This window comes from Streptomyces sp. ACA25 (genome assembly GCF_028200735.1).
Classification (GTDB): Bacteria; Actinomycetota; Actinomycetes; order Streptomycetales; family Streptomycetaceae; genus Streptomyces.
This window is the reverse complement of sequence record NZ_JAQKPV010000007.1, coordinates 155,343-179,847: the sequence shown is the minus strand read 5'-3', so window position 1 is coordinate 179,847 and position 24,505 is coordinate 155,343. Positions and strand designations below refer to the sequence as shown.

Annotated in this window: 19 protein-coding genes; 6 read left to right on the top strand and 13 right to left on the bottom strand. The window is 71.9% G+C overall.

The window, feature by feature from the left end; all coding sequences use genetic code 11:
• Window positions 1-20: 20 nt before the first annotated feature.
• From PJ985_RS13385 to PJ985_RS13355, 7 genes are all read right to left on the bottom strand, one after another.
• Window positions 21-3,314: an AAA family ATPase gene (locus tag PJ985_RS13385; RefSeq protein WP_271683935.1), complete on the bottom strand. Its 3,294-nt coding sequence runs from the start codon at window positions 3,312-3,314 to the stop codon at window positions 21-23.
• Between the two features lie 380 nt (window positions 3,315-3,694).
• Window positions 3,695-4,327, bottom strand: coding sequence for a uridine kinase (locus PJ985_RS13380; protein ID WP_271683934.1), 633 nt, complete (start codon window positions 4,325-4,327; stop codon window positions 3,695-3,697).
• Window positions 4,328-4,375: 48 nt separating this feature from the next.
• Window positions 4,376-6,124 carry an AAA family ATPase gene (locus PJ985_RS13375; protein WP_271683933.1) on the bottom strand — a complete coding sequence of 583 codons (1,749 nt, stop codon included), beginning with the start codon at window positions 6,122-6,124 and terminating at the stop codon, window positions 4,376-4,378.
• A gap of 235 nt (window positions 6,125-6,359) precedes the next feature.
• Complete coding sequence (locus tag PJ985_RS13370; RefSeq protein WP_271683932.1) at window positions 6,360-7,844, bottom strand: UDP-N-acetylmuramoyl-L-alanyl-D-glutamate--2,6-diaminopimelate ligase; 1,485 nt, start codon at window positions 7,842-7,844, stop codon at window positions 6,360-6,362.
• A gap of 229 nt (window positions 7,845-8,073) precedes the next feature.
• Window positions 8,074-8,226: a hypothetical protein gene (locus tag PJ985_RS13365; protein ID WP_271683931.1), complete on the bottom strand. Its 153-nt coding sequence runs from the start codon at window positions 8,224-8,226 to the stop codon at window positions 8,074-8,076.
• A gap of 84 nt (window positions 8,227-8,310) precedes the next feature.
• Complete coding sequence (locus PJ985_RS13360; RefSeq protein WP_271683930.1) at window positions 8,311-9,471, bottom strand: PP2C family protein-serine/threonine phosphatase; 1,161 nt, start codon at window positions 9,469-9,471, stop codon at window positions 8,311-8,313.
• A gap of 177 nt (window positions 9,472-9,648) precedes the next feature.
• Entirely contained in the window at window positions 9,649-10,908 is a 1,260-nt protein-coding gene (locus PJ985_RS13355) for a PP2C family protein-serine/threonine phosphatase (RefSeq protein WP_271683929.1), read from the bottom strand.
• 199 nt (window positions 10,909-11,107) lie between these two features.
• Here PJ985_RS13355 and PJ985_RS13350 point away from each other — a divergent pair, with 199 nt between their 5' ends.
• The gene (locus PJ985_RS13350; protein WP_271683928.1) at window positions 11,108-11,380 is read left to right on the top strand and encodes a hypothetical protein; all 273 of its coding nucleotides are present in this window, start codon (window positions 11,108-11,110) and stop codon (window positions 11,378-11,380) included.
• A gap of 157 nt (window positions 11,381-11,537) precedes the next feature.
• Complete coding sequence (locus PJ985_RS13345; protein ID WP_271683927.1) at window positions 11,538-11,948, top strand: hypothetical protein; 411 nt, start codon at window positions 11,538-11,540, stop codon at window positions 11,946-11,948.
• Window positions 11,949-12,119: 171 nt separating this feature from the next.
• Here PJ985_RS13345 and PJ985_RS13340 read toward each other — a convergent pair whose 3' ends face one another.
• The 4 genes from PJ985_RS13340 to PJ985_RS13325 form a co-directional block, all read right to left on the bottom strand.
• On the bottom strand, window positions 12,120-13,109 hold the full coding sequence (locus PJ985_RS13340; RefSeq protein WP_271684042.1) for a zinc-binding alcohol dehydrogenase family protein: 990 nt from the start codon (window positions 13,107-13,109) through the stop codon (window positions 12,120-12,122).
• Window positions 13,110-13,167: 58 nt separating this feature from the next.
• Window positions 13,168-13,665 carry a hypothetical protein gene (locus PJ985_RS13335; protein ID WP_271683926.1) on the bottom strand — a complete coding sequence of 166 codons (498 nt, stop codon included), beginning with the start codon at window positions 13,663-13,665 and terminating at the stop codon, window positions 13,168-13,170.
• A 71-nt stretch (window positions 13,666-13,736) separates the two neighbouring features.
• Window positions 13,737-15,344 (bottom strand): alpha/beta hydrolase, encoded by a 1,608-nt coding sequence (locus PJ985_RS13330; RefSeq protein ID WP_271683925.1) that lies wholly within the window; start codon window positions 15,342-15,344, stop codon window positions 13,737-13,739.
• On the bottom strand, window positions 15,337-15,648 hold the full coding sequence (locus PJ985_RS13325) for a hypothetical protein (protein ID WP_271683924.1): 312 nt from the start codon (window positions 15,646-15,648) through the stop codon (window positions 15,337-15,339). Before PJ985_RS13325 ends, PJ985_RS13330 begins: the two co-directional genes overlap by 8 nt.
• Window positions 15,649-15,918: 270 nt before the next feature.
• On the opposite strand from PJ985_RS13325, the gene PJ985_RS13320 reads away from it, so the two are divergent.
• The gene (locus PJ985_RS13320) at window positions 15,919-16,899 is read left to right on the top strand and encodes a DUF5954 family protein (protein WP_271683923.1); all 981 of its coding nucleotides are present in this window, start codon (window positions 15,919-15,921) and stop codon (window positions 16,897-16,899) included.
• 231 nt (window positions 16,900-17,130) lie between these two features.
• Window positions 17,131-17,508, top strand: a complete 378-nt coding sequence (locus PJ985_RS13315) for a DUF3817 domain-containing protein (RefSeq protein WP_271683922.1) — start codon at window positions 17,131-17,133, stop codon at window positions 17,506-17,508.
• A gap of 38 nt (window positions 17,509-17,546) precedes the next feature.
• Here PJ985_RS13315 and PJ985_RS13310 read toward each other — a convergent pair whose 3' ends face one another.
• On the bottom strand, window positions 17,547-20,375 hold the full coding sequence (locus PJ985_RS13310; protein WP_271683921.1) for a DEAD/DEAH box helicase family protein: 2,829 nt from the start codon (window positions 20,373-20,375) through the stop codon (window positions 17,547-17,549).
• Between the two features lie 276 nt (window positions 20,376-20,651).
• On the opposite strand from PJ985_RS13310, the gene PJ985_RS13305 reads away from it, so the two are divergent.
• Both PJ985_RS13305 and PJ985_RS13300 read left to right on the top strand, forming a co-directional pair.
• Window positions 20,652-21,122 (top strand): VOC family protein, encoded by a 471-nt coding sequence (locus PJ985_RS13305; RefSeq protein WP_271683920.1) that lies wholly within the window; start codon window positions 20,652-20,654, stop codon window positions 21,120-21,122.
• Window positions 21,123-21,312: 190 nt separating this feature from the next.
• On the top strand, window positions 21,313-23,394 hold the full coding sequence (locus PJ985_RS13300; protein WP_271683919.1) for a SpoIIE family protein phosphatase: 2,082 nt from the start codon (window positions 21,313-21,315) through the stop codon (window positions 23,392-23,394).
• A gap of 57 nt (window positions 23,395-23,451) precedes the next feature.
• Here PJ985_RS13300 and hypE read toward each other — a convergent pair whose 3' ends face one another.
• Window positions 23,452-24,441, bottom strand: a complete 990-nt coding sequence (gene hypE / locus PJ985_RS13295) for a hydrogenase expression/formation protein HypE (protein ID WP_443033487.1) — start codon at window positions 24,439-24,441, stop codon at window positions 23,452-23,454.
• Window positions 24,442-24,505: the final 64 nt, after the last annotated feature.

Below are 24,505 nucleotides of genomic sequence, written 5' to 3'. Positions count from 1 at the left end.
CTGCCACCCGGCGCGCCCTCTCACCGGTCCGACACGGGTTCTGACGTACCGGCGGGGCCGGTGGCCCCGGCCCCGCCGGGCCCGGGAAAGGCGGCCGGTGCGAGATCACTCGGCCGGCCGGGCGGACGCGGTGGTGTCGCGGTGCTGCCGGCCGAAAGAGCGCGCCGCAGCAGCCGGAGGCCGTTGCCGGTCCGACGCGCCTCTTCCGAGTCCTGCCGGAAATACTGGACGAGGCCCACCTGCCGTCCCGTGACCCTGATGGGGACATCATGGCGGGCGAGCGCGGCGCGGTTGAGTGCCTGCACCTCGGGACCGCGCAGCCGTATCACCCGTTCCCCGCGCTGCAACTCCACCCCCGGGCCCTCGGGCAGGCCGGGAACCTGGAGACTCGGCAGGAAGCGCGCCTCACCCAGGGTGGCGCCGCTCTCCTCGATCGGGACCCTGGTCCGCACGGCGAAGGCGAGCTGAGCCGCTTCCAGTTCCGGCCGGCGCAGCCAGGCCGTCGTACGGAAGCCGGCCGGCGGCGCGGGCTCCTGGGCAATTCCCCGGGCTGCGGAGGCGGCCGGAGCCCTGCCGGCCGACCGCCGCCGCTCGGCCGCACGGCGCCGGTACCCGCCCCCTGTTCCGGCGCTCTCCGGCTGCTCCGGCGCCCGCGCCGCGTTCTCCCCGGCGCCCGCGCCCGCCCGGCGGCCGGTCGTCCCGTGCCGTTCGCCCCCGGCCACCTCGACCGGGCCGGACCCGTCCAGACCCTTGGCGATGTCGAGGAAGCCGACGGAAGGGCCGAACAGGTCGCGGCGGAAAGCGGGGAGGGCGCTCAGCTGACGGTTCCGCAGCCGGCGGAAGTCCCCGTGCTCCCGATCCGTGGTCACCGCTGACTTCTTCCGGTCGTCACCGATGACCACGATCTGCGCGCCCAGCCAGGCCAGTAGCAGCGCTTCGGGGCCCGACCGGTCCGCCTCGTCGAGGATGACGACATCGAACCGGCCCGGCTCGTCCATCGGCACCGTCTCCACCACCTGGTGCATCGGCATGATCCACGCCGGGAGCACGCTCTGACACGCCTGCAGCCCGGGGCCCCGGGAGGACGGAGCCCCTGCCTCGCCCTCGGCCAGGCGCCGCACACAGCTGTCCCGGGCCCGATCCGCGGCGAGCTGCGCCAGCAGCACCGGGATGTCGCGGTCCGCCTCCTCCAGCAACCTGCGCTGTTTCTCCTCGGCGGCCGGGTCGGTGACGTCCTGGATCCAGGCCCGGCACGCCGACCAGGCCCACGCGCGCTCAACATCCGGAAGCCGCTGCTCCCAGGAGGGGTCCTGGGGCGAGGCACTGAGGGCACCGGCGAGGCCCGGGACCACAGCGGCCACCGCGCCGTGCGCCTCCTCGTACTCTGCCTGGAGCCGCAAAGCCTCCCGCACGGCGCCGAGCTCACGGTAGGCGGCGGCATACGCCCCCGGGTCCCGGTCCGCGACGGCGCGGTGAGCCCGCCGCAGCGCGGGGGAGTTCCCGCCAGGGGCCTCCCCGCAGGAGCGAAGCGTTTCTGCAAGCCGGGAGAGCAGGACTCGGGGCTCCTCGGCGGTACCCGCCTGGGTCTGCGCCCGCAGCAGTCTCAGCGCGCCGGAGCACACCCCGGCGTCCTGCCACGCGAGGGCTGCCAGCGCCGGAACGCCGGAGGCGGCTTCGCGCAGCTGTTCCAGGCGGTCGGCGAGGGCGGTGAGCACCTGCAGCACATGGGACTCCTCCCGCAGCCGGGCCAGCCGCCGCACGGGCGACTGCCAGCGCTCCGCCCCGGCGCCCCATTCCTCCTCCATGTCGTGCAGGTGGCGCTCCAGCGTGACCCGGTGCACCACCGCCGCCGCAGCCGTGATGTCCTCCGGCGGCCGGCCGTTCACCCGCACCGTCTCCACGAGCTCCCCGACGGACTTGCACAGCCCGGTCCGCAGGCCCAGCGGCCCGCGGAGTTTCTGTCCGTCGAGCAGCCCTTGGTAGAGAGTCCAGGCCTGTCCCATGGCGGTGCTCAGCCGGTAGCCCTCCAGGCCGGTGACCACCGCGCCCTCGAGGGACCGGTGAGCGAGCGCGGCACCTCCGAGCGCGGAGGTGCAGGCCGCCAGCCGGCTGTTCAGCGTCCGCGTCCGCCCGGCCAGCACCTCTGTCCGCAGCCCGGCGACCCAGTCACCGCACTCCGCGTCCGCCCTGGCACGTGCGGTCAGGCAGGCTTCGAGCGCCTCGGTGAGCCGCAGCCGGTCACCGGGCGGTACCTCGTCGAGCGCCTCCCCGAGGCCGCCACCCGGACCCGGGGTTCCCGCACGGCGCCCATCGACAGCCGTCTCGGCGTCCCGGACCGCCCGCACCGCCTCGGCGAACACCGCAGGGGCGGGCAGTCCGGCAGCCGGGGGCACCCGGGTGACGTCCTGTGCCAGCCGGCGCCGCGCAGCGGTGAACGCCCGAGCCGCGTCCCGCAGCGCCCGCAGCCCGGCTGCCGTCACCATCGGCTCGGGCCCGGGCACCGGCCCCAGCCAGTCCAGCCGGGCACGTTCCTCCGCCAGCCGCTGCGTGATCTCCCGCAGGGTGCCCCGGTAGTCCCCGGGGCCCTCGAAGTGCTGGAACGTCTCCGGCTCCCGGAGCGCCTCCAGCGTGTCCAGAGCGCTCTGCCGTGCCGCGCGAGCGGTCGTCAGCCGCTGTTCCCACTGCCGGATGCGCCGAGCCTGGGCCTGCGGCGGGTCCGCGGTCTGCCACTGCACGACTGCCCGCAGCACGCCGTCCAGTTCCCGGCAGGCCGCCGCCACGCCGCCGGTACCACTGACACACAGCTCCCGGACCGGCGGCGGAAGCCGCTTCTCGAGGGCTTTCAGCGCGCTCGTGCTCCGGCTGGTGACCAGCACCCGCTTCCCGTGGGCCAGCAGATCGGTCACGAGATTCGCGAGGAGAAGCGTCCTTCCCGTGCCGGGCGGCCCCTGGACGGTCACCAGGCCACTGGTGCGCAGCCGCTCGGCGAGCGTGTGCTGCTCCCGGCCTGCGGGCAGCGCGAAGTGCCGCTCGTCGCTGCCCCGGACCGGCTGCCCGACAGGGCCGGAGTGCTCCGGTGACGAGCACGTGGCAGGTCCACCGCCAGAGCTGCTCGCGGCGATCGCCCGCAGCAGGGCATGCGGCTCGGCACCCTGCTCGACGCGGTCCGCGATGCGGTGCAGCGCGGCGACGGTGCGGCACCGGGAGCGTGCGGGGGCCGGGCGCGGCCCCCGCAGCCAGGTTCCCGGAACGTCGTCCCGCTCCGCGTCGTCCGCCGTTTGCCCGCCGGGAACGGCCACCGGCCCGGGGGGCACTTCGGACAGCCACAGTAAGTCCTGTGTGCGCTCCGGCTCACTGCGGGGTTCTGCCGCTTCCGCCAGGAAGCGGAACAGTTGCCGGACCCCGGCAGCCTCTTGCGCGGACGGCTTCTGCCGCACCTCGCAGCAGGTGCGCGGAAGCGGTTCTATTGGTCCAACCATTGGTGATGAGACCCCCAAGAGCGGTACGGAAAGAGTGAGTTGCGGTGTGACGGGCGCCACGGGGGCGCGGAAGCGGCATCGTAGTACGGGTGTCACCCTGTGACGCACGGATCGGACGGAGTGTGGCCGAACCAGAACACCACGGAGAAATGGCCACGGGCCCCAGCACCTGAGGTCCCGTTCCCGGCCCGGTACCTCCCTCCCGGGCCTCCCGGTCAACCGTTCCAGGCAGGACGCCGGGGATCGTCCATGCGGACCACCACGTCGGCGGTCTCCCCCGGCCCGATCTCCTCCCGGTAGCGGGCGAAGGCGGGCAGGGTCCAGCGCTCCGCCGGGGGAGTGCGACGGGCCAGTGCCCCGGAGCTCAGGCTCAGGTGCACGGCAAGGTCCACCGGGAACCAGCGGCCCAGCAGCAGCGCCCCGTGCAGCAGGAGGACGCCTCCGGGCGGCAGTGCCTCCCGGGGGGAACGGGTGGCCCGGTCCCGCACCGGGTCCCACAGGTCCGGCAGCACCTGACCGCTGCCACCGGGATCCAGCGGCGCGAAGACCTCACGCCACAGAGCTCCGGTGTCCAGCCACCGGTCGTAGTAGGCGTCCGGGTCCTCTCGCCCGTACTCGAACCGCAGCGAGGCCGCCCGCAGAAAGTCGTGTGCCGCCACCACCCGGGTCGGACGGCCGCGCACCCGCAGAGCCTCCGCCACATCACGCGCCAGCTCACCCGGAAGGGCGGCGGGAGCTCCGTCGAGCACGACCCGCAGCCACGGGCTGCCGTCCTCGGCCCGGCTGCTCGCCACGCGCTCCGCGAGTGCCTCCGGCAGCCGCGACGGGCTGATGGCCTGGAGCTGCATGCGTTCATCATGCCCGGAACGGGAGTCTTCGCGCGCACGGCGGCGCGCTCACCGTTCCCGTACCTCCCTGGCCAGCCGCTGGGTGAGGTCGACGAAGCGTTTCGGGTCCCCTACCGGCACGGACTCGTGGGCCCTCTTGTCACAGGTGACGAACAGCCGCGCCGCCCAGGCTCCGCACTCCCGGGTGAGGAGCGCCAGGACCTCGGACCGGTCGAGCGGGCGGTCCCTGCCCAGAGCCAGGGAAGCCCGTGGGGTGAGCCGCTTGGCCTGGGCGAGCTCCCGCTCGGCGGCGGCGTGTTCCAGGCCGCTGCGCAGCAGTCTCCGACGCGCGGCCTCACCGAAAGCGGCCTCCAGGACGGTACGGCACAGGCCGGGGAGGACTCTGTTCATCACTTCCGCGGGAACCTGGCGGTCAAGGGCCACAGCGCGGGCGTCCTCCAGAGCCCGTGTGACCGGGCTGTGCACCTCTCCCACCCGGACGCCCGAGTGCGTGTGCCTCCGCACCTCCAGCACGGTGGCGGGGAAGCGCAGGTAGGTGAGGGCCTGCTGCAGCCTGCTGTCGTGGGTGAAGACCACGACCTGGCGGTCCAGGGCGAGCACCGACAGCACCCGCGCCAGGCCGTCGACCTTCGCCGGGTCCCTCGACCGCACCGGGTCGTCGATGACCACGAAGCGGAAGGGGTTGTCCGGCAGGAGGGCGCGGGGGAGTGCCAGTGCCATGGCCAGCGCGTGCAGTTCGCTCCGGCTCAGCGCTGCGGCGGTGGGCGAGCCGGGGCCGTCGCCGGGGAGGTCCAGTACCACTCTGCGGCGGGTTGCCGAGCCGTCCAGCTGCACCGGTCCCAGGGAAACGCTGCTCTGCTGCCGCAGCGTGCTCCATATGGTCTGCGCATGCTCGGCGATGGGCCGCAGTCGCTCCGTACGCAGCTCCGCGTGCAGGTCCAGCAGCCAGCGGCGGGCAGCCTCGGCCCTGGCCCGCTGCCGCCGGCCGGCCTCGGCGGGAGCGGTGCCCGGCCCGTCCGACCGGGTGAGCTCTTCCGGCGGGGAGAGCGGCTCTCCGGTGCACCGCCGGGCCGGGTCGGATGCCTCCCCGGCACGCTCGAGGAGCTTCTTGCCGGCCGCCGTGAGCTCTCCGAGCCCCAGGGCACCGGAGACCGCGTCGCACCCCCGGCCGGGCCGGCCCTCGGGCAGATCCCTCAGCCCGGCGCAGGGGAGGAAAGGCCGGTAGGTGGTGAGTGCCGGTTCCCACCCCGGCAGGTCGAACGGCTGCGGCTCCTGGCCCGGACGGCGCAACTCCGCCCGGGACTCGTGGAACTCCGGGCCGCTCCAGGTGCGCACCAGGGTGCTGGGGGCCTCGTCCCCCTCGATCAGGAGCTCGACCGCGACCTGCGGGGCACCGCCGCCGTCCCGGTTGTGCCAGTGCTGCCGCCGGCCGGCGTGGCCACCGGTGAGAGCGGCCTCAAGACCCTCCGCAAAACTCGACTTGCCCGCGCCCTCGCGCCCGATGACCAGGGTGAGCCCCGGGCCCGGGGCAAGCGGAAGCCCGGCGGCCGGCCCGATCCCCCGGAACCCCCGGACGGTGACGGACTGCAGATAGAGGGAGGGCACCTGGAAAGGAGAGCCGTGCGCGGGGCCTTCGCCCAGGCAGTCCCGTACCAGTGCCTGGGTCTCCCCGTCCAGTGCTGAGGCGCTGAGCCGCTCCTCCACCACCTGCCATAAGGCCGCGGGCCCGCAGCTGCGGCGGCCGGAAGCGGGTCCGGGGGTGCCGGGAGCGGGGGACTCCGGCTGAGACAGGGTCACATGGGCCTCCTGCGCGGGGACGGGCTCGGAACGAGCCGGACACTGAGCACCGCCCGTGTGCTCAGGCGGCACGGGCGAAGAGAACACCACGATCGGTGAACACGGTCAACCAGAACCCGTGAAGAAGGTGCGGCATGGTACAGGGGAGTTGCTGGAGGGGCGTGGGACGTGTCCCTCCAGCGAGGCGGCAGGGCTCAGGAGGAGGGTTCGGGCTCCGCTGCCACCGGCCGGACGGCTACCCTGCGGCGAGCTCGCGGACCGTCGCCATGTCGCTGAACGGAAGCAGCCGTTCGCCGACGATCTGGTACGTCTCGCTGCCCTTGCCCGCCACCAGAACGATATCGTCCGGGCCGGCGGCGGCCAGTGCGCAGGCGATGGCCCGGCGCCGGTCGGCGAACCGTTCGACCGGGGTGCCGGTCGAGGCGATGCCCGGGGCGATCTGGTCCAGAATCTTCTCCGGGTCCTCGTCCCGCGGGTTGTCCGAGGTGAGAACGACCAGATCGGAGTGGGTGCCGGCGAGCTCGCCCATCTCCACGCGCTTGGTGGTGTCGCGGTCCCCGCCGCAGCCGAACACGGTGATGATCCGGCCCGTGGCGAAGCCCTTGATGGTGCTGAGCGCTTTCTCCAGGGAGTCCGGGGAGTGGGCATAGTCGACGATCACCGAGGTACCGCTCGGGGTACGGAAGCGCTCGAACCGTCCGGGAACCGGGGGCATTCGCTCGAGTGCGGCGACCAGCCCTGCCAGGTCGTGACCGAGGAGGTGGCAGGCTGCCACGGTGGCCAGTGCGTTGGACACCGCGAACCGGCCCGGTACGGGAATCGCGGCCGCGTACTTCCGGCCGCCATGGTGCAGGACGAACCGGGTGCCGGAGGCGTCCACCGACAGGTCGGTCGCGCGGTAGTCCGCCTCGGCGTCGACGGCGTAGGTGGTGACCGCGCCGGGCATCAGCGCCGGAATCGTGGCCCCCACCGGGTCGTCGGCGTTGACCACAGCCAGCCGGCACCGGCCCTGGAAGAGACGCAGTTTGGCGTCCCGGTAGCTCTCCATGGTGCCGTGGTCGTCCAGATGGTCCTGCGTCAGGTTGGTGAACACGCCGACATCGATGAAGGACCGTTCCAGCCGGTGGTTGAGCAGGCCCATCGACGTGGCCTCCAGCACCACCGTGCGGGCACCCTGATCGCGCATGCGGGCCAGCAAGTACTGCAGGTCCGGTGCCTCGGGTGTGCTCAGCCCGGTCCTCGGCATCGGGAGCTGTTCGTCCCCGATCCGGCTGCCGGACGTTCCGATCACGCCGACGTCGGCGCCCTCGGCGAGCCGCAGGACGGCTTCGACCATGTACGACACCGAGGTCTTCCCGTTGGTTCCGGTGACCGCCACCATGTCCAGCCCACGGCCCGGCTCCCCGTGGCAGCGGGACGCGGCGACCGCTCCCGCGATGCGCGCGTCCGGTACCCGCAGCACGCACGCCCGGGGGTCCACGGCCCACACCTGGGCGGGTAGCTCCGGTTCCCGTGCATCGACCAGCACCGCCACCGCGCCCCGGGCGAGCGCGGGCCCGACTGCCTCGGGGCCGCCTTCCCGGTGACCGGGCACCGCGACGTACAGCGATCCGGGAGACACCCGGTGGGCGTCGAAACACACGCCCGAGGTGATGCGCGTCGCCGCGCTGCCCAGCAGTACCTCGTAGGGATGTCCGGCCAGCAGCTCGCTGAGTTTCACAGTGGTCCTCTCGAAGGCGGGTCGGGCCGAGGGGAGGCCGTCGCCGCAGCGGCAGCGCCGACGGCGTGCCGGAAGCTGCGATGGTGAGCGAAAAGGGCGGGACGCCGGGCCGGGGGCGGAACGCGCCGACTCACGCGCGGTGGTCAGCGGTTCCGGGGTACCCGGGCGGGAAACGGATGCGGAGCAGGTCCGGGCAGATCGAGAGCTACGGGTACGGCGGCTGAGCTCGTCAACCGTGGCCGTGCAGGGCCTTGCGGCCGGTCTCGGGCGCTTCGGCATCGGCCGCGGTGGACGGGCCGACCGCAGCCGGAGCCCCGGCCGCCGCCCGCGGGGCGCGGGTAGCCTGCCGCAAACCCTCCCTCATCGCACGCGTACAACCCATGTACCGAGTGTACGGCCGTCCCGGCGCTCGCGGTCCCGCTGCCCGTCCGGCCCTCGCCGCCCGGCGACAACGGCCCGCGCCGACTCAGGCGGAAGGGGCGGGGGCCGGGGCCTGCACGGGGTTGCGGCGGAGTGCCAGGACGGCGATGTCGTCGCGGGCCTCGCCCCCGGTGTGGTGGTGCAGATCCGAACGGATCTGCGAGGCCAGCCGACCGGGCGAGGTGTTGCCCCACGCGGTCAGGCGCTCGGCCAGCGGGTAGAAGCTGCCCGAGGCGTCGCGCGCCTCGGTGATGCCGTCGGTGCAGAGCAGAAGGGTGGCGCCTTCGGGGAGCATGAACCAGCCCGAGAAGCGTGATTCGGAGGTGAGGTGGTCCAGGCCCAGCGGCACGCTCGGATGAGCGAGCACGACAGCCTCCACCCGGTCGTCGGCGAGCAGGTACGGCGGGACGTGTCCGCAGTCGACAGCCTGCACCTCACCGTCGTCACCGAAGCCCAGGACCAGCGCAGTGACGAAGCGTTCCGGTTCCCCGCTCTGCCGTGCGAACTCGTTGTGCCGCACGACGGCATTCTCCAGCGAAGCCACCACCGAGGTGAGAGCGGGTTCCCGGTGGGCAGCCTCCCGGAAGGCTCCCAGAACGGCGAACGCCGTACCCATGGCCGGCAGCCCCTTGCCCTGCACATCCGCGATCAGCACCCGGGTCCCATAAGCAGAGGTCACGACCTCGTAGATGTCCCCGCCGACCATGCCGTCCTCCTCCACCGGCTCGTAGATGCCGTGCACCGTGAGCTGGTCGGTGAGCATCGGCAGCGGACGCAGGATCTGCCGTTGCAGAGCGGCGGCCGCGGAGCGCAGCCTGGTGATCTCCGACTCCCGGCGGATCCGCAGCACGCACCCCACGATGCTGAGCGCACCGAGCAGAGCGGTGAAGGTGATCAGCGTGACGTTGGACGTCACGTCGTCCAGCGGATTCGCGATCAGCGACCCGGTGGCGACGGCGGTGACCCACACGGCGGCGAACGCGGTCTGCCGGACCGTTCCCACACCGGCGGCGAAGGCCGGGAGAAAGATCAGCAGGGGCACCAGTCGCCACTCCCGGTCGGTCACGAGGCCGGTCACGACGATGGCTGCGGTGAGCCCGATCAGCCCGTACAGCAGCGCGCGTCCGGTGAACTTGGCGGGCGCCCTCCTTCCCGCCGGCCGTCCACCGGGCGTTTCCGTACTGTCAGGACTCTCAGAGCCGTGCACCGCGTCGCTCCATATCGTTCCTTGCCTGCCGAGCGCTGTCCGCGCCCGCTCTCCGTCGCCTGCCGTGCAGGCTCCCACCCGTACCCTGGAACGGCTCCGCGCCCGGGCGGGTTCCAGCGCGCCGGACCCTGACCTTCGGGTGTCCTCGTCCGCCTGCCGGACGGGCGCGGGCGGCGCTCAGAGCCGGATGACGACCAGCGCGACGTCGTCCGGCGCGCCACTGGCGACGCCCAGACGGTCGAGCAGGGTGTCGGCCAGGGCCTGGGCGCCGAGCCGGCGGTGCTCCGTGAGCACCTCCGTAAGCCGTTTCAGCCCGAGGTCGATGTCCTCGCCGCGTCGTTCGACCAGGCCGTCGGTGTACACCACCAGCACATCTCCCGCACTGCAGGGCAGGCTCACCTCCGGGCTGGGGGACGGCTCCGGGCTCGTCCCCAGCGGCGGGGAGGTGGCCTGGTCCAGCCGCTCACTGCTCCCGTCGGCGCGCACCAGGATGGGCGGGAGGTGGCCGGCACTGCTGTACGTGATCCTGCGGGTCTTCTTGTCGACCACCACTTTGGTGACCGTGGTGGCTGTGGCCTCCTCGATGGTGCGGGCGTACCGTTCCAGTACGTCCAGCGCGGCGGCCGGGCCCTCCACCGCCCGGATGGCGGCGCTCGAGGCGCTCCGCAGCATCCCCATGATGCTGGCGGCCTCCAGCCCGTGGCCGACCACGTCACCCACCGCGACGGTGAACCGGCCCTCGGACAGGTCCACCACGTCGTACCAGTCGCCGCACACGTTCAGTGTCCCCACAGCGGGCAGGTAGCGCACGGCGATGTCCTCGTGCGCTTCGAGGTCCGGCGAGCGCAGCATCGCGCTCTGCAGGGTGAGGGCCACGTGGCGCTCCTTCGCGTGAGCGTCGCGCAGCCCTTCGTTCAGCCGGTGCACCTCGACGGTGCGGGCAAACAGCTCCGCTTCCAGCGCTTCGTTCGGGCCTTCCAGCACGGCCTCCGCTGTTCCGTCCGGGGCGAGCGGGCGGGAGCGGCGGGCCCGGACGAACTGGGTGGCGTCCTTCACCCGGTGGATGATCCACGCGAGGGTGCCGTCCGCGCGCACGACGGGCGCGTTGACAGCGGCCCACCAGCGTTCCTGGAACTCGCCCGGACGCTGCGTGTCCGGGATGTCGTAGCGCTGCAGGGCCACGGCGTCGCGTTTCCCCGTTTCCAGAACCCGTTGCAGGGAGGCGCTCAGCACGCGTGCCCCGTCACCTCCGGAGAGAGTGGGACCGGCCGGGAAGGCATCGAATATGTGGCGCCCGATCAGCCCGTCCCGGGTCTGCCCGGTCGCCCCCAGGTATGCCTGATTGACATCCGCGATGATGAGGTCCGTGCCCAGCAGCAGGTGCGCGCTCGGAGTGGCGTCGAACACCGATGCGTAATCGATCTCCGAAGTGCTCACCGGCTGTCTGCCTGCCTCTCCTCGACTCGAGAGTCCCTTATGTGTAATTTTACGAGATCCTGGGTGGTGCTGCAGAAAGAGATCAGTCCGAGGACAGGTCGTTCGAAAGCCCGTGGTGTGCCGGGGTTCCGCCGCGCTTGCCGGCCGGCGGCACGGCGGTGTGCAGTGGAGTCGGTCCCCGGACAGGAGGCGATGACCTTTGACGCAGATGGAGATCGTTCCGCTCGGTGACCGGGAGTTCCGGGTCCGGCTGCGGGAGAGCGGGCAGGAGACGGTGCACCGGGTCACTGTCCCGGGCGGCTTGGGCGACGGGAGCGAGGCGCCGCACGACCTTGAACGAGTGGTCCGGGAATCCTTCCGCTTCCTCCTTGAGCGGGAGCCGCCCTCCGCCATCCTGGCGCGCTTCTCACTCAGTGACATTTCCCGGTACTTCCCCGAGTACCCCGACGAACTGGAGCGGCGGCTCCCCTGAGCGGGCCGTCCCGTGCCCGCCCTGCCGAGGGACCGGATCCGTGGACGAAGCGGTCAGCCGGAAGGTATCGACCGGGGCCGTCCGGCTGTGTCGCTGGAGCTCAACCCCTAGAGTGAGAAGGTGTGTTGTCACATCCGACGGTGGGGGGACGGCTTTCATGGCAGCAGAAGTGGCCGCGCTGGCGGCGGCCGGGGCGAGCACCTTGGTCAGTGTGATGGCCACGGACGGATGGGCGGCTCTGAAAGCGAGAGTGGCGCAGCTGCTCGGGCGTGGTGACGGGGGCGCCGAGGCGGTCGAAGCCGAGCTGGAACAGTCGAGTCGCGAACTGGCCGCGGCACGTCAGCACGGGGAGGAAGCGCTCGTCGTGGACATCGAGACCGAATGGCGCATGCGATTCCGGCGCCTGATCCAGGAGGACCCGGCGGCCAGGAACGCACTGCGTGAACTGCTCGCCGAGGAGCATTCCGCCCAGCAGGGGACGACCACGACACACAACACCGTGAGCGGAACCGTCGACGGACCGGTTGTGCAGACCGGCAGTATCCAGGGCGGCCTGCACTTCCAATGACGCGGCGGGAGCGCCCGAAGGGAGAACGAATGGCAGGCTTCCCCCTCTCGGTGAATGAACAACGGAAAGGGGGAGCCGTGCCCCACACTGGCCGCTGCACCCCCTGCCGTACATGGCGCACGCCAGGGCGCACCGATGCACACCGACCGGACTCGGGCGCAGAACCTGTCCTCAGGCCGGAAAGCGGAGTACAGCGGCCCCATTGACGCGGTCGGCGGCGAGGTCGTCGAGGGCATCGGCCGCACGGTCGAACGGGTAGAGGGTCACCGTCGCCGTGACGCGAAGGTCGGCGGCCAGGGCAAGGAACCGCCGTCCGTCGTCCCGCGTGTTCGCGGTGACACTGCGCAGCGTGCGCTCCCGGAACAGGTGCCGGTGGTAGTCGAGCGCCGGGACGGTGGACAGGTGGATGCCGGCGACACTGAGCGTCCCGCCCGCGTCCAGCGCTTCCAGAGCCACCGGCACCAGATCACCGACGGGAGCGAACAGGATCGCCGCGTCCAGCGGTTCGGGCGGTGTGCCGTAGGCGTCGCCGGCCGAGGCGGCACCCAGCCGGAGCGCGAGTGCCCGCGCCGCCGCCGAGCGAGTGAGCACATGCACGACCGCTCCGCCGCCCAGGGCGGTCTGCGCGGTCAGGTGGGCGGAGCCTCCGAACCCGTAGATGCCCAGCCGCCCACCCGGTGGCAGTTCGGCGCGCCGCAGCGCCCGGTGACCGATGATCCCGGCACACAGCAGCGGCGCGGCGTGGACGTCGCTCAGCGCGGCGGGCAGCGGGTAGGCGTAGGACGCGGGGACGGTGAGGTACTCGGCGTAACCGCCGTCCGCGTCCCACCCCGTGTACTCGGAGGCGGGGCAGAGGTTTTCGTCACCCCGCAGGCAGTAACGGCAGGTCCCGCAGGTGCGACGCAGCCACGGGACTCCCACCCGGGTGCCGACGGGATGGATGCCGGCCTGGGATCCGGCGGCGACCACCACGCCGACAGCCTCGTGGCCGGGGACCACCGGCGAGCGGTGAGGTGCGAGATCGCCGTCACGGACGTGCAGGTCCGTGCGGCACACACCGCAGGCCCGTACCCGGACGAGCAGCTCATCCGGCGCCGGGCGCGGCACCGGCAGCTCCACGGCGTCCAACTGCCCCGGTGCCCGCACCACCCAGGCCCGCATGGCGCGGGGAATGTCCTCCTTCATGCTGACAAGCTATCGGTGCCGGACGCCGGATGCCTCAGAAGGCGGGCATCCCTTTGGCGTCCTTGGTGTGCGGCTCGGAAGCTCCTTCCGGCAGCCGCGTGCAGGGTGAGGAAACGGTCAGCCCGATGCGATTCATGTGCGTGATCGTCTCGACATCCACGGAGTATCCGTCGGTATGGTTGCTGGCCCGGAGAGTGGACCAACCGCTTGACCACTCCTTCCTTGGCAGTAGTTCGGCTCTGTCGATGTCCCAGCCCTGACTCCTGAGGTAGTCGTGCAGGCGATGCACCGCCAGATGCTGTTCGCTCAGTTCGACCTCATCGAGCATCCACAGGAGCGTCAGGGAATAGACACTCTTGTTATTCCAGTCGCCGCCGCAGGGGGAGGCAAGAATCCGATCGTGTCCCCCGCTTCTTCCCTGCGTGGCCAGACCGTCGTATATGCGACTGGCATAGATATAGAGCTCTTCCTCGACCTGCTGGGGATGAACGACAGGAACGATCTTGCCTGAGAGGTTGCGCTCACTATCCATGGCTTTCTCCGTCCCGCAACCAGTCGCTATCAGAAGGATAACGACCAGGAGAGCCTTTGACCGGTGCCTCTTCACTGCGCTGCCTTCCACTGGAGGCGTACCATGTCGTGCTGGCCGGTGATGATTTTTGCTTGATTCTTGAGATCTACGGTGTCCTCTTCCCAGTAGTTGCTGTGTCCGGTGGTTTCTGTCGTGATGCGGTTCGCGCCGAATCCTTCGACGGCCGGATGGTTGACTTCCCATCGGCCCCACCCCTTGTACTCGCTGCCTGCGTGGAAGGACTGGCCTGCGGCCGGGACGTGGTCGCCGTCCGCCTGGGCCGCCCACACCCGATCCGGTGCCATGTTGAGCTCCGAGGCATGGTTGACCTGCATGCCGGGGCTGCCTGCCACGATGATGTCGTCCACCGGAATACCGGTGCCGGTGCGTGCGGCATTGCCGAGCACCGTGGATCCGTAACTGTGGGCGACCGCTGTGAGGTGGGCGTCTCCCGCCTCGTGGGAGATGCGCAGTCCCTCGACGTACGACGCCAGAGCAGGGCCGCCACGGTTGGCGTAGCTCCTTTCCGTCGCGTGGGGAACGACGCTGTCCGGTGCGTCATAGCCGAGCCACATGACTCCTGCTGTCTCCCCGGCAGGTGCGTACAGGGCACCGGCGTTCACCAGGTTTTCCACCCGGTCGATGTCTCCGCTGACGCTGCCGAGGCGGGCGCCGGTGCCGGGAATGAAGACGGCGGTGTTCCTCGCTGTGTCCGGGTTGCCGAGGGAGACGATGGCCTTGCCGTCGCCTTCGGTGTCCAGCCCGATGAGGTAAGGGCGAAGGTGCTCGCCGCTGCCGTGGCTGCGGTCCATCCGGTCACGGAGTCGGGTGAGGTCGGCAAGTTCCTCCGCCGTCCCCGCAGCACCGCTGCGTGCCAGCTCGGCGATCCTGCCGTCGAGCACGGATCGGTTGGCGTGGTCGCGGGCCGCGACCGGTAGTCCGTCGGCCCGGCCGATCTCTTCCGGGTACGCCGCCAGGTGCAGTGCCTGGTCCTCCTCGGAGAGAGAAGCCCACCACTTTGCCGCTCGTGCCGGGGACATGCTGTCCGGCAACAGGGTGCAGACGGATCTGGCCTCCAGCACGGCCCGGGCATCCGCCAGCGCGTCCGCCGCCGCGCCGCGCCTGTCGAACTGAGCGGGCACGAACTCGCGCAGCAGCCGGGCGGCGGTGTCACTGGCCAGCTCGGCCTGTGCCACCGCGCTGTCGATGCGTGACTGGTAGCCGGTGCGCTGAGCCCCGATGGTGACGGCATAGTCCGGGTCGTGCTGTGCGGCTGGTCCGTAATCCGCGGTGACCCGACCGCTGTCGTGCACTGTGAAGCCGCTGCTCTCGGCCTCGCGCACGACGGCCCGTAGGAGTTTTCCGGCTTGCTGCATCGCGGTGCTCAGGGTCTCCACGACCGCGGCGATGGAGGTGGCCTGGGAACGGATCACCCCGAGTTGAGCCTCCGTGGCGTCGAGGGCCGCCAGCCCGGCGTCGGCCGCTCTGCCCTGCCACTCCGCTGCCCGAAGTGCGCCGGTGATGCTGCTGCCGTGCCGCTCCTGTTCGCTGTCGCACTGTCCGGCCAGCGCGCGCCACGCGGCCGCTGCACTCTCCAGGTCGGTGCACGGCTGCCGGAGCAGCGTGAGGAAATCAGCCATGAAGGCGGATCCGGCGGAAGGCTTCGGCGATGTCTGCGTCAGTGGCCTCGCTACTGCTGCCGGTGATGCGCAGCGCCTCGGCATGTGCGGTCATGCGCCGGTGGAGGGCATGGAGAGCCCCGCTCCATTCGTGGGCTACGGCGGCCAGGGCGGCGCCGGCGCTCCAGTTGCGCACTTCGAGGGCGGCTCGGGTGGTGTCCCGCGCAACGGTGATCACTCGCGGTGACAGCTCCGAGTCGACCTCCTCCACGACCCCTGCGGCGACTCGCAGCACTCTCCCTGAGACATGCAGGTCTGCGGACATTGCTCCCGCCCTCTGTGATCGGTGCGATGGTGCTCTCGGTGACGGTAACAGTGCGGAAAGTGAGGGCGCCTGAGTACTCGTACTCAGGAGGCGAAGGCAGGCAGGTGGGGTTCCGGGGCGCGGGGAGGGCCCGAGATTGCGCTCCGCCCCGGCACGGAGCGAGCAGGGCCGATCCGGGCCGGGGTGGAGGCACGTCCACCTGCGCCCCGGGATCTCACTCCATCAGGTGAAGCGCTGCGGCCGGTGTCACGCGGGCGCCACAATGCGTGCATGAGTGATGACAACGAGCAGCATCCGGTGTCGCACCCGGGCGTTCGGGGGCAGCGGTCGGAGGGTCCGGGATCAGCTGCTGCCGAGGCGTGGGAGGTCAGGGCCGCCTATCCCGAGGTGAGGGGGTACGGGCCGATGTTCGCGCTGGTCGGTAAGGAGCCCGCCGGCCGCTGGCGGGTGTGGTCGGCGGAGGGCGAGACCCCGCAGGCGTGCCGGGAGGAGCTGGCCCGGCAGTGCCGGTTACGTGCGCAGCGCGGAGCGTACGCGGGCGAGCGGGCGGCGCAGCTGCAGTGGCTGGCCGGGGCGGACCGGGCGGAGGCGGAGGTGCTCAGTGAACTCTTCGTCGAAGGCTGCCGGTTCCGCGTGGCCCGCGGAGACTTGTTGCTGCGGATGGGGCCCGACGGTCCGGAGCCGCCTCGCTCCGGGGACCCGGACCCGGACCCGGTGCTCGGGGCCTGTGGCGGTGCGGTGCCGGTGTCCTCGCGGACCGTCGGCTTCCTCCTTGACCCGGCCGCCGGGAAGGGAAGCTCCGCCGGCATCCTCCTGGCGGATCTGCTGAGCTTCATCCCCCCGGTTTCCGTTGCCCCGCCCGAAGTCCGGGCGGAAGCCCGGCTTGCCCTCCATACCCACCCCGGTGGTGTGCTGCTGCCTCCGCTGTTCGTGGCGGCCGAGGAGGTGGACGGCGGGGGATGGACCCCGATCACCGGAGGTTCGGAGGAGCCTCAGGGCAGCCGGAACAGCCTGGCGACCCATCTGCGGCTGGGTGTTCGGCGGACGCAGGAACTCTCCGGCAACGCGGTCGCTCTGCTGGCGCAGGCCGCCGACCTGCTGGCCCGGGAGCGCCGCAACGAGATCAGTGTGCTCGGTCGCCGGTACCGGGTGATGCGCGTGGAGCGTCTCCTTCGGGTGGGCCCGGACGGTCCGGAGTCTCCGCGCCCCTCCGAAGCGGAGCCGGAGTTGCCCGCCGGTGTGCAGGGGTAGGGGGACGGCCAGGACGGCACCGGGTGACCGGCCTCGTGTGCCGGAGACAACGACGAGCCTTCTTGTGGGCTGGACCGGGGAGGGGTGTGCGGCGGGCGGTTTCTCCGGTCCGTATGCTCGGGGCGGGCCCTGGGACCGTTCCGGAGTCGGCTTGCGGGGGTGCTCTCCCGCCCCGTTGCGTACACCGGAGTCATTCACCAGCACGGCGGTTGTACCGAAAGGAATCACAAGATGGGCAGCACCACCACGGTTGTCGAGCAGCCTGCCGGGACGGGGAGCCGGCTGTTGCGCTGGTTCACCGTTGTCGCGGTCTTCGAGGCTTTCACCTGGGCAGGGCTGCTGATCGGGATGTACTTCAAGTACATCCCGGAGACAACCGAGCTAGGGGTCCGCATCTTCGGAAGCCTCCACGGTGCTGCCTTCATCGCCTACCTTGCGGTGACCTGCCTGGTCGCGTTTCGCCTGCGCTGGCCGATCCGCTGGACGGTGCTGTTCGCCCTTGCCGCCTCGGTGCCCCCGTTCATGACCGTGGTGTTCGAGATGTGGGCGCGGCGTAAGGGCTACCTCGACGCGCGCCGGGCCGTGCGCGAGCCTTCACCCGCCTCCTGACCGACGCCGCGCCGCCTGGCCTCTCCGTGCCGGCTTCGTCAGGTCCAGGCGGTGCGGAGGGTGGTGGTGAGATCCAGCGGGGAGTGACCGGTCTGGGCGGCTAGCAGGCCGACGCCCTCCGGGCTGCGGGTGAAGACCGGGCGCCCGGTGCTGACCCGGGCGTTCCAGGCGCGGACGAAGGAGTTCACCCGGCGCCGGTTCTCGCCGAGCACCGTGGGGACCGCGTGGTACACCACCGGATTGGGGGCGGGGTGCCGGGCCGCCCGCCGGGTGGTGTCGGTCAGGACGTACCTCGGCAGGAGGTAGCGGGGGTCGGTCAGCGGGGAGACGACTTCGTCGAGGGCGGTGGCGAAGCAATGCGACGCCGCCACGGGTACGCCGTCCAGCTCGGCCCGGTACGCGCCGGTCTCGTCCGGCTCGAAGGAGACCGCTTCCGCCCCGCGCGGCACCAGTCCTGCGGAGTGCAGACCGTCGGCCACCGCCCAGGCGAGGGCGGGCAGTACCGGTTCGGCAGCCACGGTGCGCAGGTGGCGCGCGGCAGCGGAGGTCCGGGCCCAGCGGTACGCCGCCCAGCCCCCCGCGCCCGCGACGAGCAGCGGGAGTGGCCACAGTTCGAGGGGTGACAGGGCTGCGCCCGGGAGCAGCGCCCCCGCCGCAGCGATGCCGGGCTCCCGGCCGACGGGGACCCCGTCGGGGAGGTAACCCCGGGCGGCGGGAACCGCCACGGGGAGCCGGGCCGAACCCTGCGGCCGGCGCAGGTCCCCGCGGGAGGCGGTGGGCGGGCCGGTCAACCGGAGGGTGTGGACCAGGCGGTCCTCGTACGGCGTACCTACGCGCCACAGCGCGCGCACGTGGTCCCGGTCCGCTGCCCGGCGCAGCATCAGGGCGTTGAACCGGTCGAAGTCCGCTTCCGGTGGTGGCGCGTAGGGGGAGAGCTCCGGGTGGACGTGGGCGACGCCGGACATGATCTCGCCGGCCTCGGTGATCCCGAGGTGGCCCTCGTGTTTGCGGACGAAGCGGTCCCAGTCCCCGTTTCCTCTGGGGTGGCTTTCCGCGACGCACACCACCGACCAGGTGTGGGCGACCTTGCCGGGCCAGGAAGGGCTGGTCCGCAGCCCTCGGCCGCGGATCTGTACGACGGCGGTGGCGGTGGTGGCCTCGGTGAGGTCGACAAGCGTGTTGACCGTGCGGGCGTCCCATCCCTCGCCCAGCATGCCGCGGGTGCCGATCAGCGTCCGGCAGCCGCCGGACTCGAAGAACCGGGTGGCCAGCGCAACCCAGCGGCGGCTTGTCCACCGTCCGGTGATCTCGACGGTGTGCCCCGATCCGGGCGGACCCGGCGGGGGGTCCGGGGGAACGGGGTCGAGCAGCAGGTCAGGGGCCGACGCGGTGCAGAAGGCGACGAAACGCCGGGCCGTGTCCGGTGCGGCGGCCACTGTGCGGCCGGTGACCAGCAGCGGCCCCAGAGACGCGGTCCTGGGGTCGGCGGCCAGTTCCTCGAGCACCAGCCGGGCGGATCCCGCCTGCTCGCCCAGGACACCGGTGAGCCGTGCGGGCAGGGTCGCGGACGCCCGCTCGTGGTCGCAGAGGACGACGGCTCGCAGCTGGTCGCCGAGGGTGGAGTCCTCGGCTGCGAGGATCTCCCGGACCGCGGTCGTCTTGGCCGCGCTGCGAGCCAGTACCCGGTCCACGGGGGAACGGCCGCCCCGGATGCCGCGGGCGGTCAGCTGATACCCGACGGAGGGCAACGCGGCCCGGATGCCCGCTAGAGCGGGCACGTCGCGCGGATCACCGCTGTGCCGGAGGCACCGGCGGATGTAGTCGTCCAGCAGGCACACCCAGTCGGCAGCGTCCGGCGGGCGGCGGTGCTCCTCCTGGAGCCGCGCCCCTTCGGGCAGCTCCAGCAGGCCGGCGTGGTGGAACCGGAGACCGGCGGTGGCGAGGCCGGGCCGCTCACGGGCGAAGCGTGACCAGGGCAGTGGTGTCTCGTCCGAGTGCTGTCCGCGGCGCTGCACGATGCGCCGGTCGAGCCAGTGCAGGAAGGGGACGGAGGCGAAGCCGGGGTCGAGGAGACCGGTGGTCAGCTCGGTGAACCGGACGCTTTCGGAGGCCAGCCACTCCGACTCCACCGTGGTCGGCGCGGTCAGCCAGGACAGTTCCGCGTAAGGGGCGAGATACCCCTCCCGCACGGCAGCCGGTATCGAGGGGCCGCGGACCGCCGGGCCGAACAGCTCCCCGACCAGCTCCGCCTGGGCCGACGTGAGTCGTTCGGGCGGGGTGGCGGTGAGGCCGATGACGGTGGCTTCGGGGAGTTCCCGCAGCAGCTCGGCGAGCAGTTCGCCCCAGGTGTCGAGCAGGTGATGGCACTCGTCGAGGAGCAGCGTGACCTCTCCGGCCTTCCGCAGCGCACCGACCAGCTCTCGCCCCCGGGGGCGCAGCCGGTGGAGGTGCCGGGTGCCGTCCCCCTCACCCGTCGCCGGTTCGCCGTCCTCCGCCACTTCGGCTTCCGGATCGAACGAGGCCAGTGCCTGGTAGGTCAGCACGGTGACGGGAGACCGCAGGGAGCGGCCGGTGCCGGCGGGCAGGGGGTCGGGGCCGAAGCCCGCCCATTCCCGCAGCCACTGCCCCTGGATCGCGGTGTTCGGGCCGAACACCACCACCTTCCGGCCGCGTCGCCGGGCGGCCTCCAGCCCGGTCACGGTCTTGCCGGCGCCCGGCGGCAGCACGACCCAGGCGCGCCGGTGTCCGTGCGCCTGCACCTCGGCCAGCCCGGCGAGCGCCGCTTCCTGATGCGCGCGCAGCTTCACGGGCGGCCGGAGCCGCGCCATCCCCTGCGCGGTGTCCGTATCGGCTGAGGGCCCCGTCATCGTCACACCGTAGCGTCGGCCGGGAGAGGGGGGACCGGCAGTCCTCGTTCCCGCCGGACGGGAAGCCATCCCGGTGGCAAGCGGTGCGGGAAGGCATGCGGCGCGCTCCTCTGTGGCAGTGGTGGTCACGGGTGCGACGGCCGGTCAGTACGCGGACTGTCCGGCCAACGGACCCATGGAGGGGTGGACGGACCGGCGTGGAGCGATGAGTTCCGCCGGTGTGACCGGTCCACCGGAGACAGACCCCGGCCGGCTCCGAGCGAGGAGAAAGACGTCGTGCAGAAAATCAGGACCTGCCTGTGGTTCGCCCACGAGGCGGAAGAAGCGGTGCGGCACTACACCTCCGTCTTCGAGGGCTCCCGAGTCCTCGACGTCCAGAGGTACGGAGAGGCCGGGCCGGGAGAGCCGGGGTCGGTCATGACTCTCACCTTCGAGCTCGCGGGCCAGCAGTTCATCGCACTCAACGGCGGTGTGGACTTCCCGTTCAGCGAGGCGGTCTCGCTCTCCGTGGACTGTGCCTCGCAGGAAGAGGTGGACGAGCTCTGGGCGAAGCTCGGCGCCGGCGGGGAGGAGCAGGAGTGCGGCTGGCTGAAGGACAGGTTCGGGCTGTCGTGGCAGATCATTCCCGTGCAGCTGAACGAGCTGCTGAACGACCCCGATCCCGCGCGGGTCAAGCGGGTGACCGAAGCCATGCTCACGATGAAGAAGATCGACGTCCAGGGACTGGTGGACGCATACGAGCAGTGAGCGTGGTCTCAGTGCAGCGGCCCGTCCCCACACCAGCCTTGGCCCGGGCCGTAGGTGCGGGTGTGGCGGGGCGGCCGACCGGGGGAGACAATGGGACCATTGGTCATTATTAGCCGTAGATGTCGATTTCGTGTGTGCGACATGATCACGGTGCGCGGAAGCGTGCCCTTTGGTGGGTCAGATGGAAGCTATGGACAGCGGAGAGGCCGCCCGCGACGGCCTGTCCCTGGCCCTGCTCGACTCCGCCCCGGTGGCGATGGCGGTCACCTGGGGCAGCAACCACGTTCTCGCGTACCGGAACATCCTGTACGGCCGCATCCTCCCCGGCCCCCTGCCGGGCAGCCCGATCGCCGAGGGATTCACCGGCCAGGTACGCGAGGACGCCGAGAAGTGGTTCGGTCACGTCTACCGCACCGGCGAGACGGTGCTGCTCAAGGGCTACCCGATCGCCGCGACGACCCCGGGGGAGGGGCCGGAGGACCGGTCCTTCGACTTCCGTCTCACGCCGATCAATGCGGAGAGCCGCGGCCGCGGAGTGCTGGTCGTCGGTGTGGAAGTGACCGAACAGGTCCTCTCCGAGGAGCGGAACCGTGCTCTCTCCGAGGAACGCCGGCGCATCCTGCACCGCTACGAAAGTCTGCTCTCCACTGCCGAACAGAAAATGTGGGTGACCGATCCGGAGGGCCGCGTCATCGAGCGGAGCCCCGCGTGGGAGAAGGAGACCGGGCAGACCTGGGAGGAGGCCCGCGGACACGGGTGGCTGAACACCGCGCATCCCGCGGACCGCGGACCACTCGCCGAAGCCTGGCTCGAAGCCGTCCGGAACACCCCCGATCTCTTCGAGTACGGCTACCGGCTGCGCCGCCGGGACGGTGTCTACCGGCACAGCCTCGTCCGGGCGGTGCCGATCCGGGAAGCCGGGGAGGTGGTCGAGTGGGTGGTCGTGTACACCGATGTGGAGTCCAAATGGATTCACGACCGGCGCACCGAGCTGCTCGCCCGGGCCGCGACGGTCGTCACCGACTCGCAGGACGTGCTGGAGGCATGTGACTCGCTGAGCTGGGTGATCGTTCCCGCGCTCGCTGACGCGTGCGCCATCTACCTCCTGCCGAATTACCCGAGCACCGCCACCCCCGGAAGACCGGTGTCCGTGGACCGGGTCGCCAACGCCGTGCGGGCGGGACTGCCGCCCGGCCTGGCGCCCCGCCGGGAAGAACGGTTCACCGCGGACAGCGCCTTCGCGCAGGTCATGCGGGACCGCCGCCCGATCTTCGCCTCCTTCCACCCCGACGACCTGACGGAGGAGGAAACGCCACCGGGGACCCTCGACTGGCTCCGGGAGTCCGAGGCGCACAGTGCCGCGATTCTGCCGGTGGTGGTCGACGGTGTGGTGGCCGCCATTGTGACGGCCGTGGTGTGTGGAGAGCGCGACCCGATCAGCCCCGCGGACATCACCCTGATGCGTGAGCTGGTCGAGCACGCCCCGCTCGCCCACGCCCTGCAGCTGTACCGCACCCAGCGCCTGGCCCTGGCGCTGCAGCACAGCCTGCTGACCGACCCGCCGCAGTTCGAGGACCTGGAGATCGAGGCCCGCTACCTGGCCAGCCCGACGGCCGCCGAGGTCGGCGGCGACTGGTACGACTCCTTCGTGCTGCCGGACGGCCACCTGGTGGTCGCGATCGGAGATGTCGCCGGTCACGACCTCGAAGCCGCGGTCACGATGAGCAAGATGCGCAACATGCTCCGCGGGCTGGCGGCGGACCGGCTGGAGCCGCCGGGGGACATCTTGCGGCGCCTGGACGGGGCCACCCAGCTCCTCGACCCTGAGGAGCCCACGGCGACCTGCGTTCTCGGCCGCCTGGAGCGCGCCGTCGGCGGCGGGTGGCAGTTCTACTACTCCATTGCGGGGCACCCCCCGCCGCTCCTGGTGAGCCCCGAGGGTGAGGCGCGTTTCCTGGAGGAGGCGCACAATCCGCTGATCGGCCTCGGTCTCTCCGATTTCCGCGTCGACGCGATCGAACCGCTCCCGGCGGGAAGCACGCTGATGCTCTACACCGACGGTCTTGTGGAACGTCCGGGGGAGCACCTCGACGACGGCCTGGACCGGCTGCGCCGTCATGCCGCCGAGGTGGTGGAGATGCCACTGGCGCTGTTCTGCGACGACCTGCTCAGTGAACCCGCGGGCATCGGCCGGGACGACATCGCGATCATCGCGGTTCGCCTGCCCCCGGCGGAGGCCGGGCCCGGCCCGGCGGCCCCGGGGCCCGGCTGACCCGGCCCCGGCCGCCTGCCGCCGGAGCGGGCGGGCGGCCGGGGCCGGCATCCGGGGTCAGCAGATGCGGGGCAGCTGCTCGCCGAGCGGCAGGTCCACCACCCGGGTGCCGGCGAGGGCGGTACGCGCCACCACCATGCCGGGGTGGTCCGCGACGCACTCCCCGATGACGGCCGCGCCGGCTCCCTGCGGATGCCGCCGCATCGCCTCGAGCACGGCGTCGGCCCGGTCCCGGGGAACGAAGGCGATGAGCCGGCCCTCGTTGGCCACGTACAGCGGGTCCAGTCCGAGGAAGGAACAGGCCGAGGCCACCGGCTCCGGCACGGGCACGTCGCGTTCGTGGAGAACCACCCCGGTGCCCGAAGCGGCAGCGATCTCGTTCAGCGCGGCGGCCACCCCGCCGCGGGTCGGGTCCCGCAGCGCGTGCAGATCGGGGGTGACCGCCAGCATGGCCTCGACCAGCCCGCCCAGCGGAGCGGTGTCGCTGGAGATCCCGGTGCCGAACTCCAGGCCCTCCCGGACGCTCATGATGGCGATCCCGTGCAGACCGATCGGACCGCTGACGACCACCACGTCACCGACGGCTGCCCGCTGCGGCCGGATGTCGACGCCGTCCGGGATCAGGCCGATGCCGGCGGTGTTCACGTATACGCCGTCCCCGTGCCCGGCGTCGACGACCTTGGTGTCCCCGGTGGCGACCGTGACGCCCGCTGCGGTGGCTGCCGCGCCGATCGCCTGCGCCACACGCCCCAGGACGGTGAGCTCCGTGCCCTCCTCGAGGATGAAGGCACAGGACAGGAAGGCGGGACGGGCACCGCTCATGGCAAGGTCGTTGACCGTGCCGTTGACCGCCAGGTCCCCGATGCTGCCGCCGGGGAAGAACAGCGGGCGCACCACGTACGAGTCGGTGGTGAAGGCCAGCCGCGCGCCGCCGAGGGTGACCGCGGCGGAGTCACCCATCGCGGCCATGAGCGCGCCGCCGTAGGCGGGTGCGAAGAGGTGCCGGACGAGCTCGGCGGACAGCGCACCGCCGCCGCCGTGCCCCATCACCACCACGGGGTGGTCGCGCAGCGGGGCCGGGCAGGTCCACTGTGCCGGGTCGGGCGGGGCG

What these genes read in the sequence shown, in the direction of transcription:
- PJ985_RS13380 (WP_271683934.1), bottom strand. Translation starts at nt 4,327, where the DNA reads ATGCAGCTCCAGGCCATCAGCCCGTCGCGGCTGCCGGAGGCACTCGCG.
- PJ985_RS13365 (WP_271683931.1), bottom strand. Translation starts at nt 8,226, where the DNA reads ATGGGTTGTACGCGTGCGATGAGGGAGGGTTTGCGGCAGGCTACCCGC.
- PJ985_RS13345 (WP_271683927.1), top strand. Translation starts at nt 11,538, where the DNA reads ATGGCAGCAGAAGTGGCCGCGCTGGCGGCGGCCGGGGCGAGCACCTTG.
- PJ985_RS13340 (WP_271684042.1), bottom strand. Translation starts at nt 13,109, where the DNA reads ATGCGGGCCTGGGTGGTGCGGGCACCGGGGCAGTTGGACGCCGTGGAG.
- PJ985_RS13335 (WP_271683926.1), bottom strand. Translation starts at nt 13,665, where the DNA reads ATGGATAGTGAGCGCAACCTCTCAGGCAAGATCGTTCCTGTCGTTCAT.
- PJ985_RS13330 (WP_271683925.1), bottom strand. Translation starts at nt 15,344, where the DNA reads ATGGCTGATTTCCTCACGCTGCTCCGGCAGCCGTGCACCGACCTGGAG.
- PJ985_RS13325 (WP_271683924.1), bottom strand. Translation starts at nt 15,648, where the DNA reads ATGTCCGCAGACCTGCATGTCTCAGGGAGAGTGCTGCGAGTCGCCGCA.
- PJ985_RS13320 (WP_271683923.1), top strand. Translation starts at nt 15,919, where the DNA reads ATGAGTGATGACAACGAGCAGCATCCGGTGTCGCACCCGGGCGTTCGG.
- PJ985_RS13315 (WP_271683922.1), top strand. Translation starts at nt 17,131, where the DNA reads ATGGGCAGCACCACCACGGTTGTCGAGCAGCCTGCCGGGACGGGGAGC.
- PJ985_RS13310 (WP_271683921.1), bottom strand. Translation starts at nt 20,375, where the DNA reads ATGACGGGGCCCTCAGCCGATACGGACACCGCGCAGGGGATGGCGCGG.
- PJ985_RS13300 (WP_271683919.1), top strand. Translation starts at nt 21,313, where the DNA reads ATGGACAGCGGAGAGGCCGCCCGCGACGGCCTGTCCCTGGCCCTGCTC.
- hypE (WP_443033487.1), bottom strand. Translation starts at nt 24,441, where the DNA reads ATGGGGCACGGCGGCGGCGGTGCGCTGTCCGCCGAGCTCGTCCGGCAC.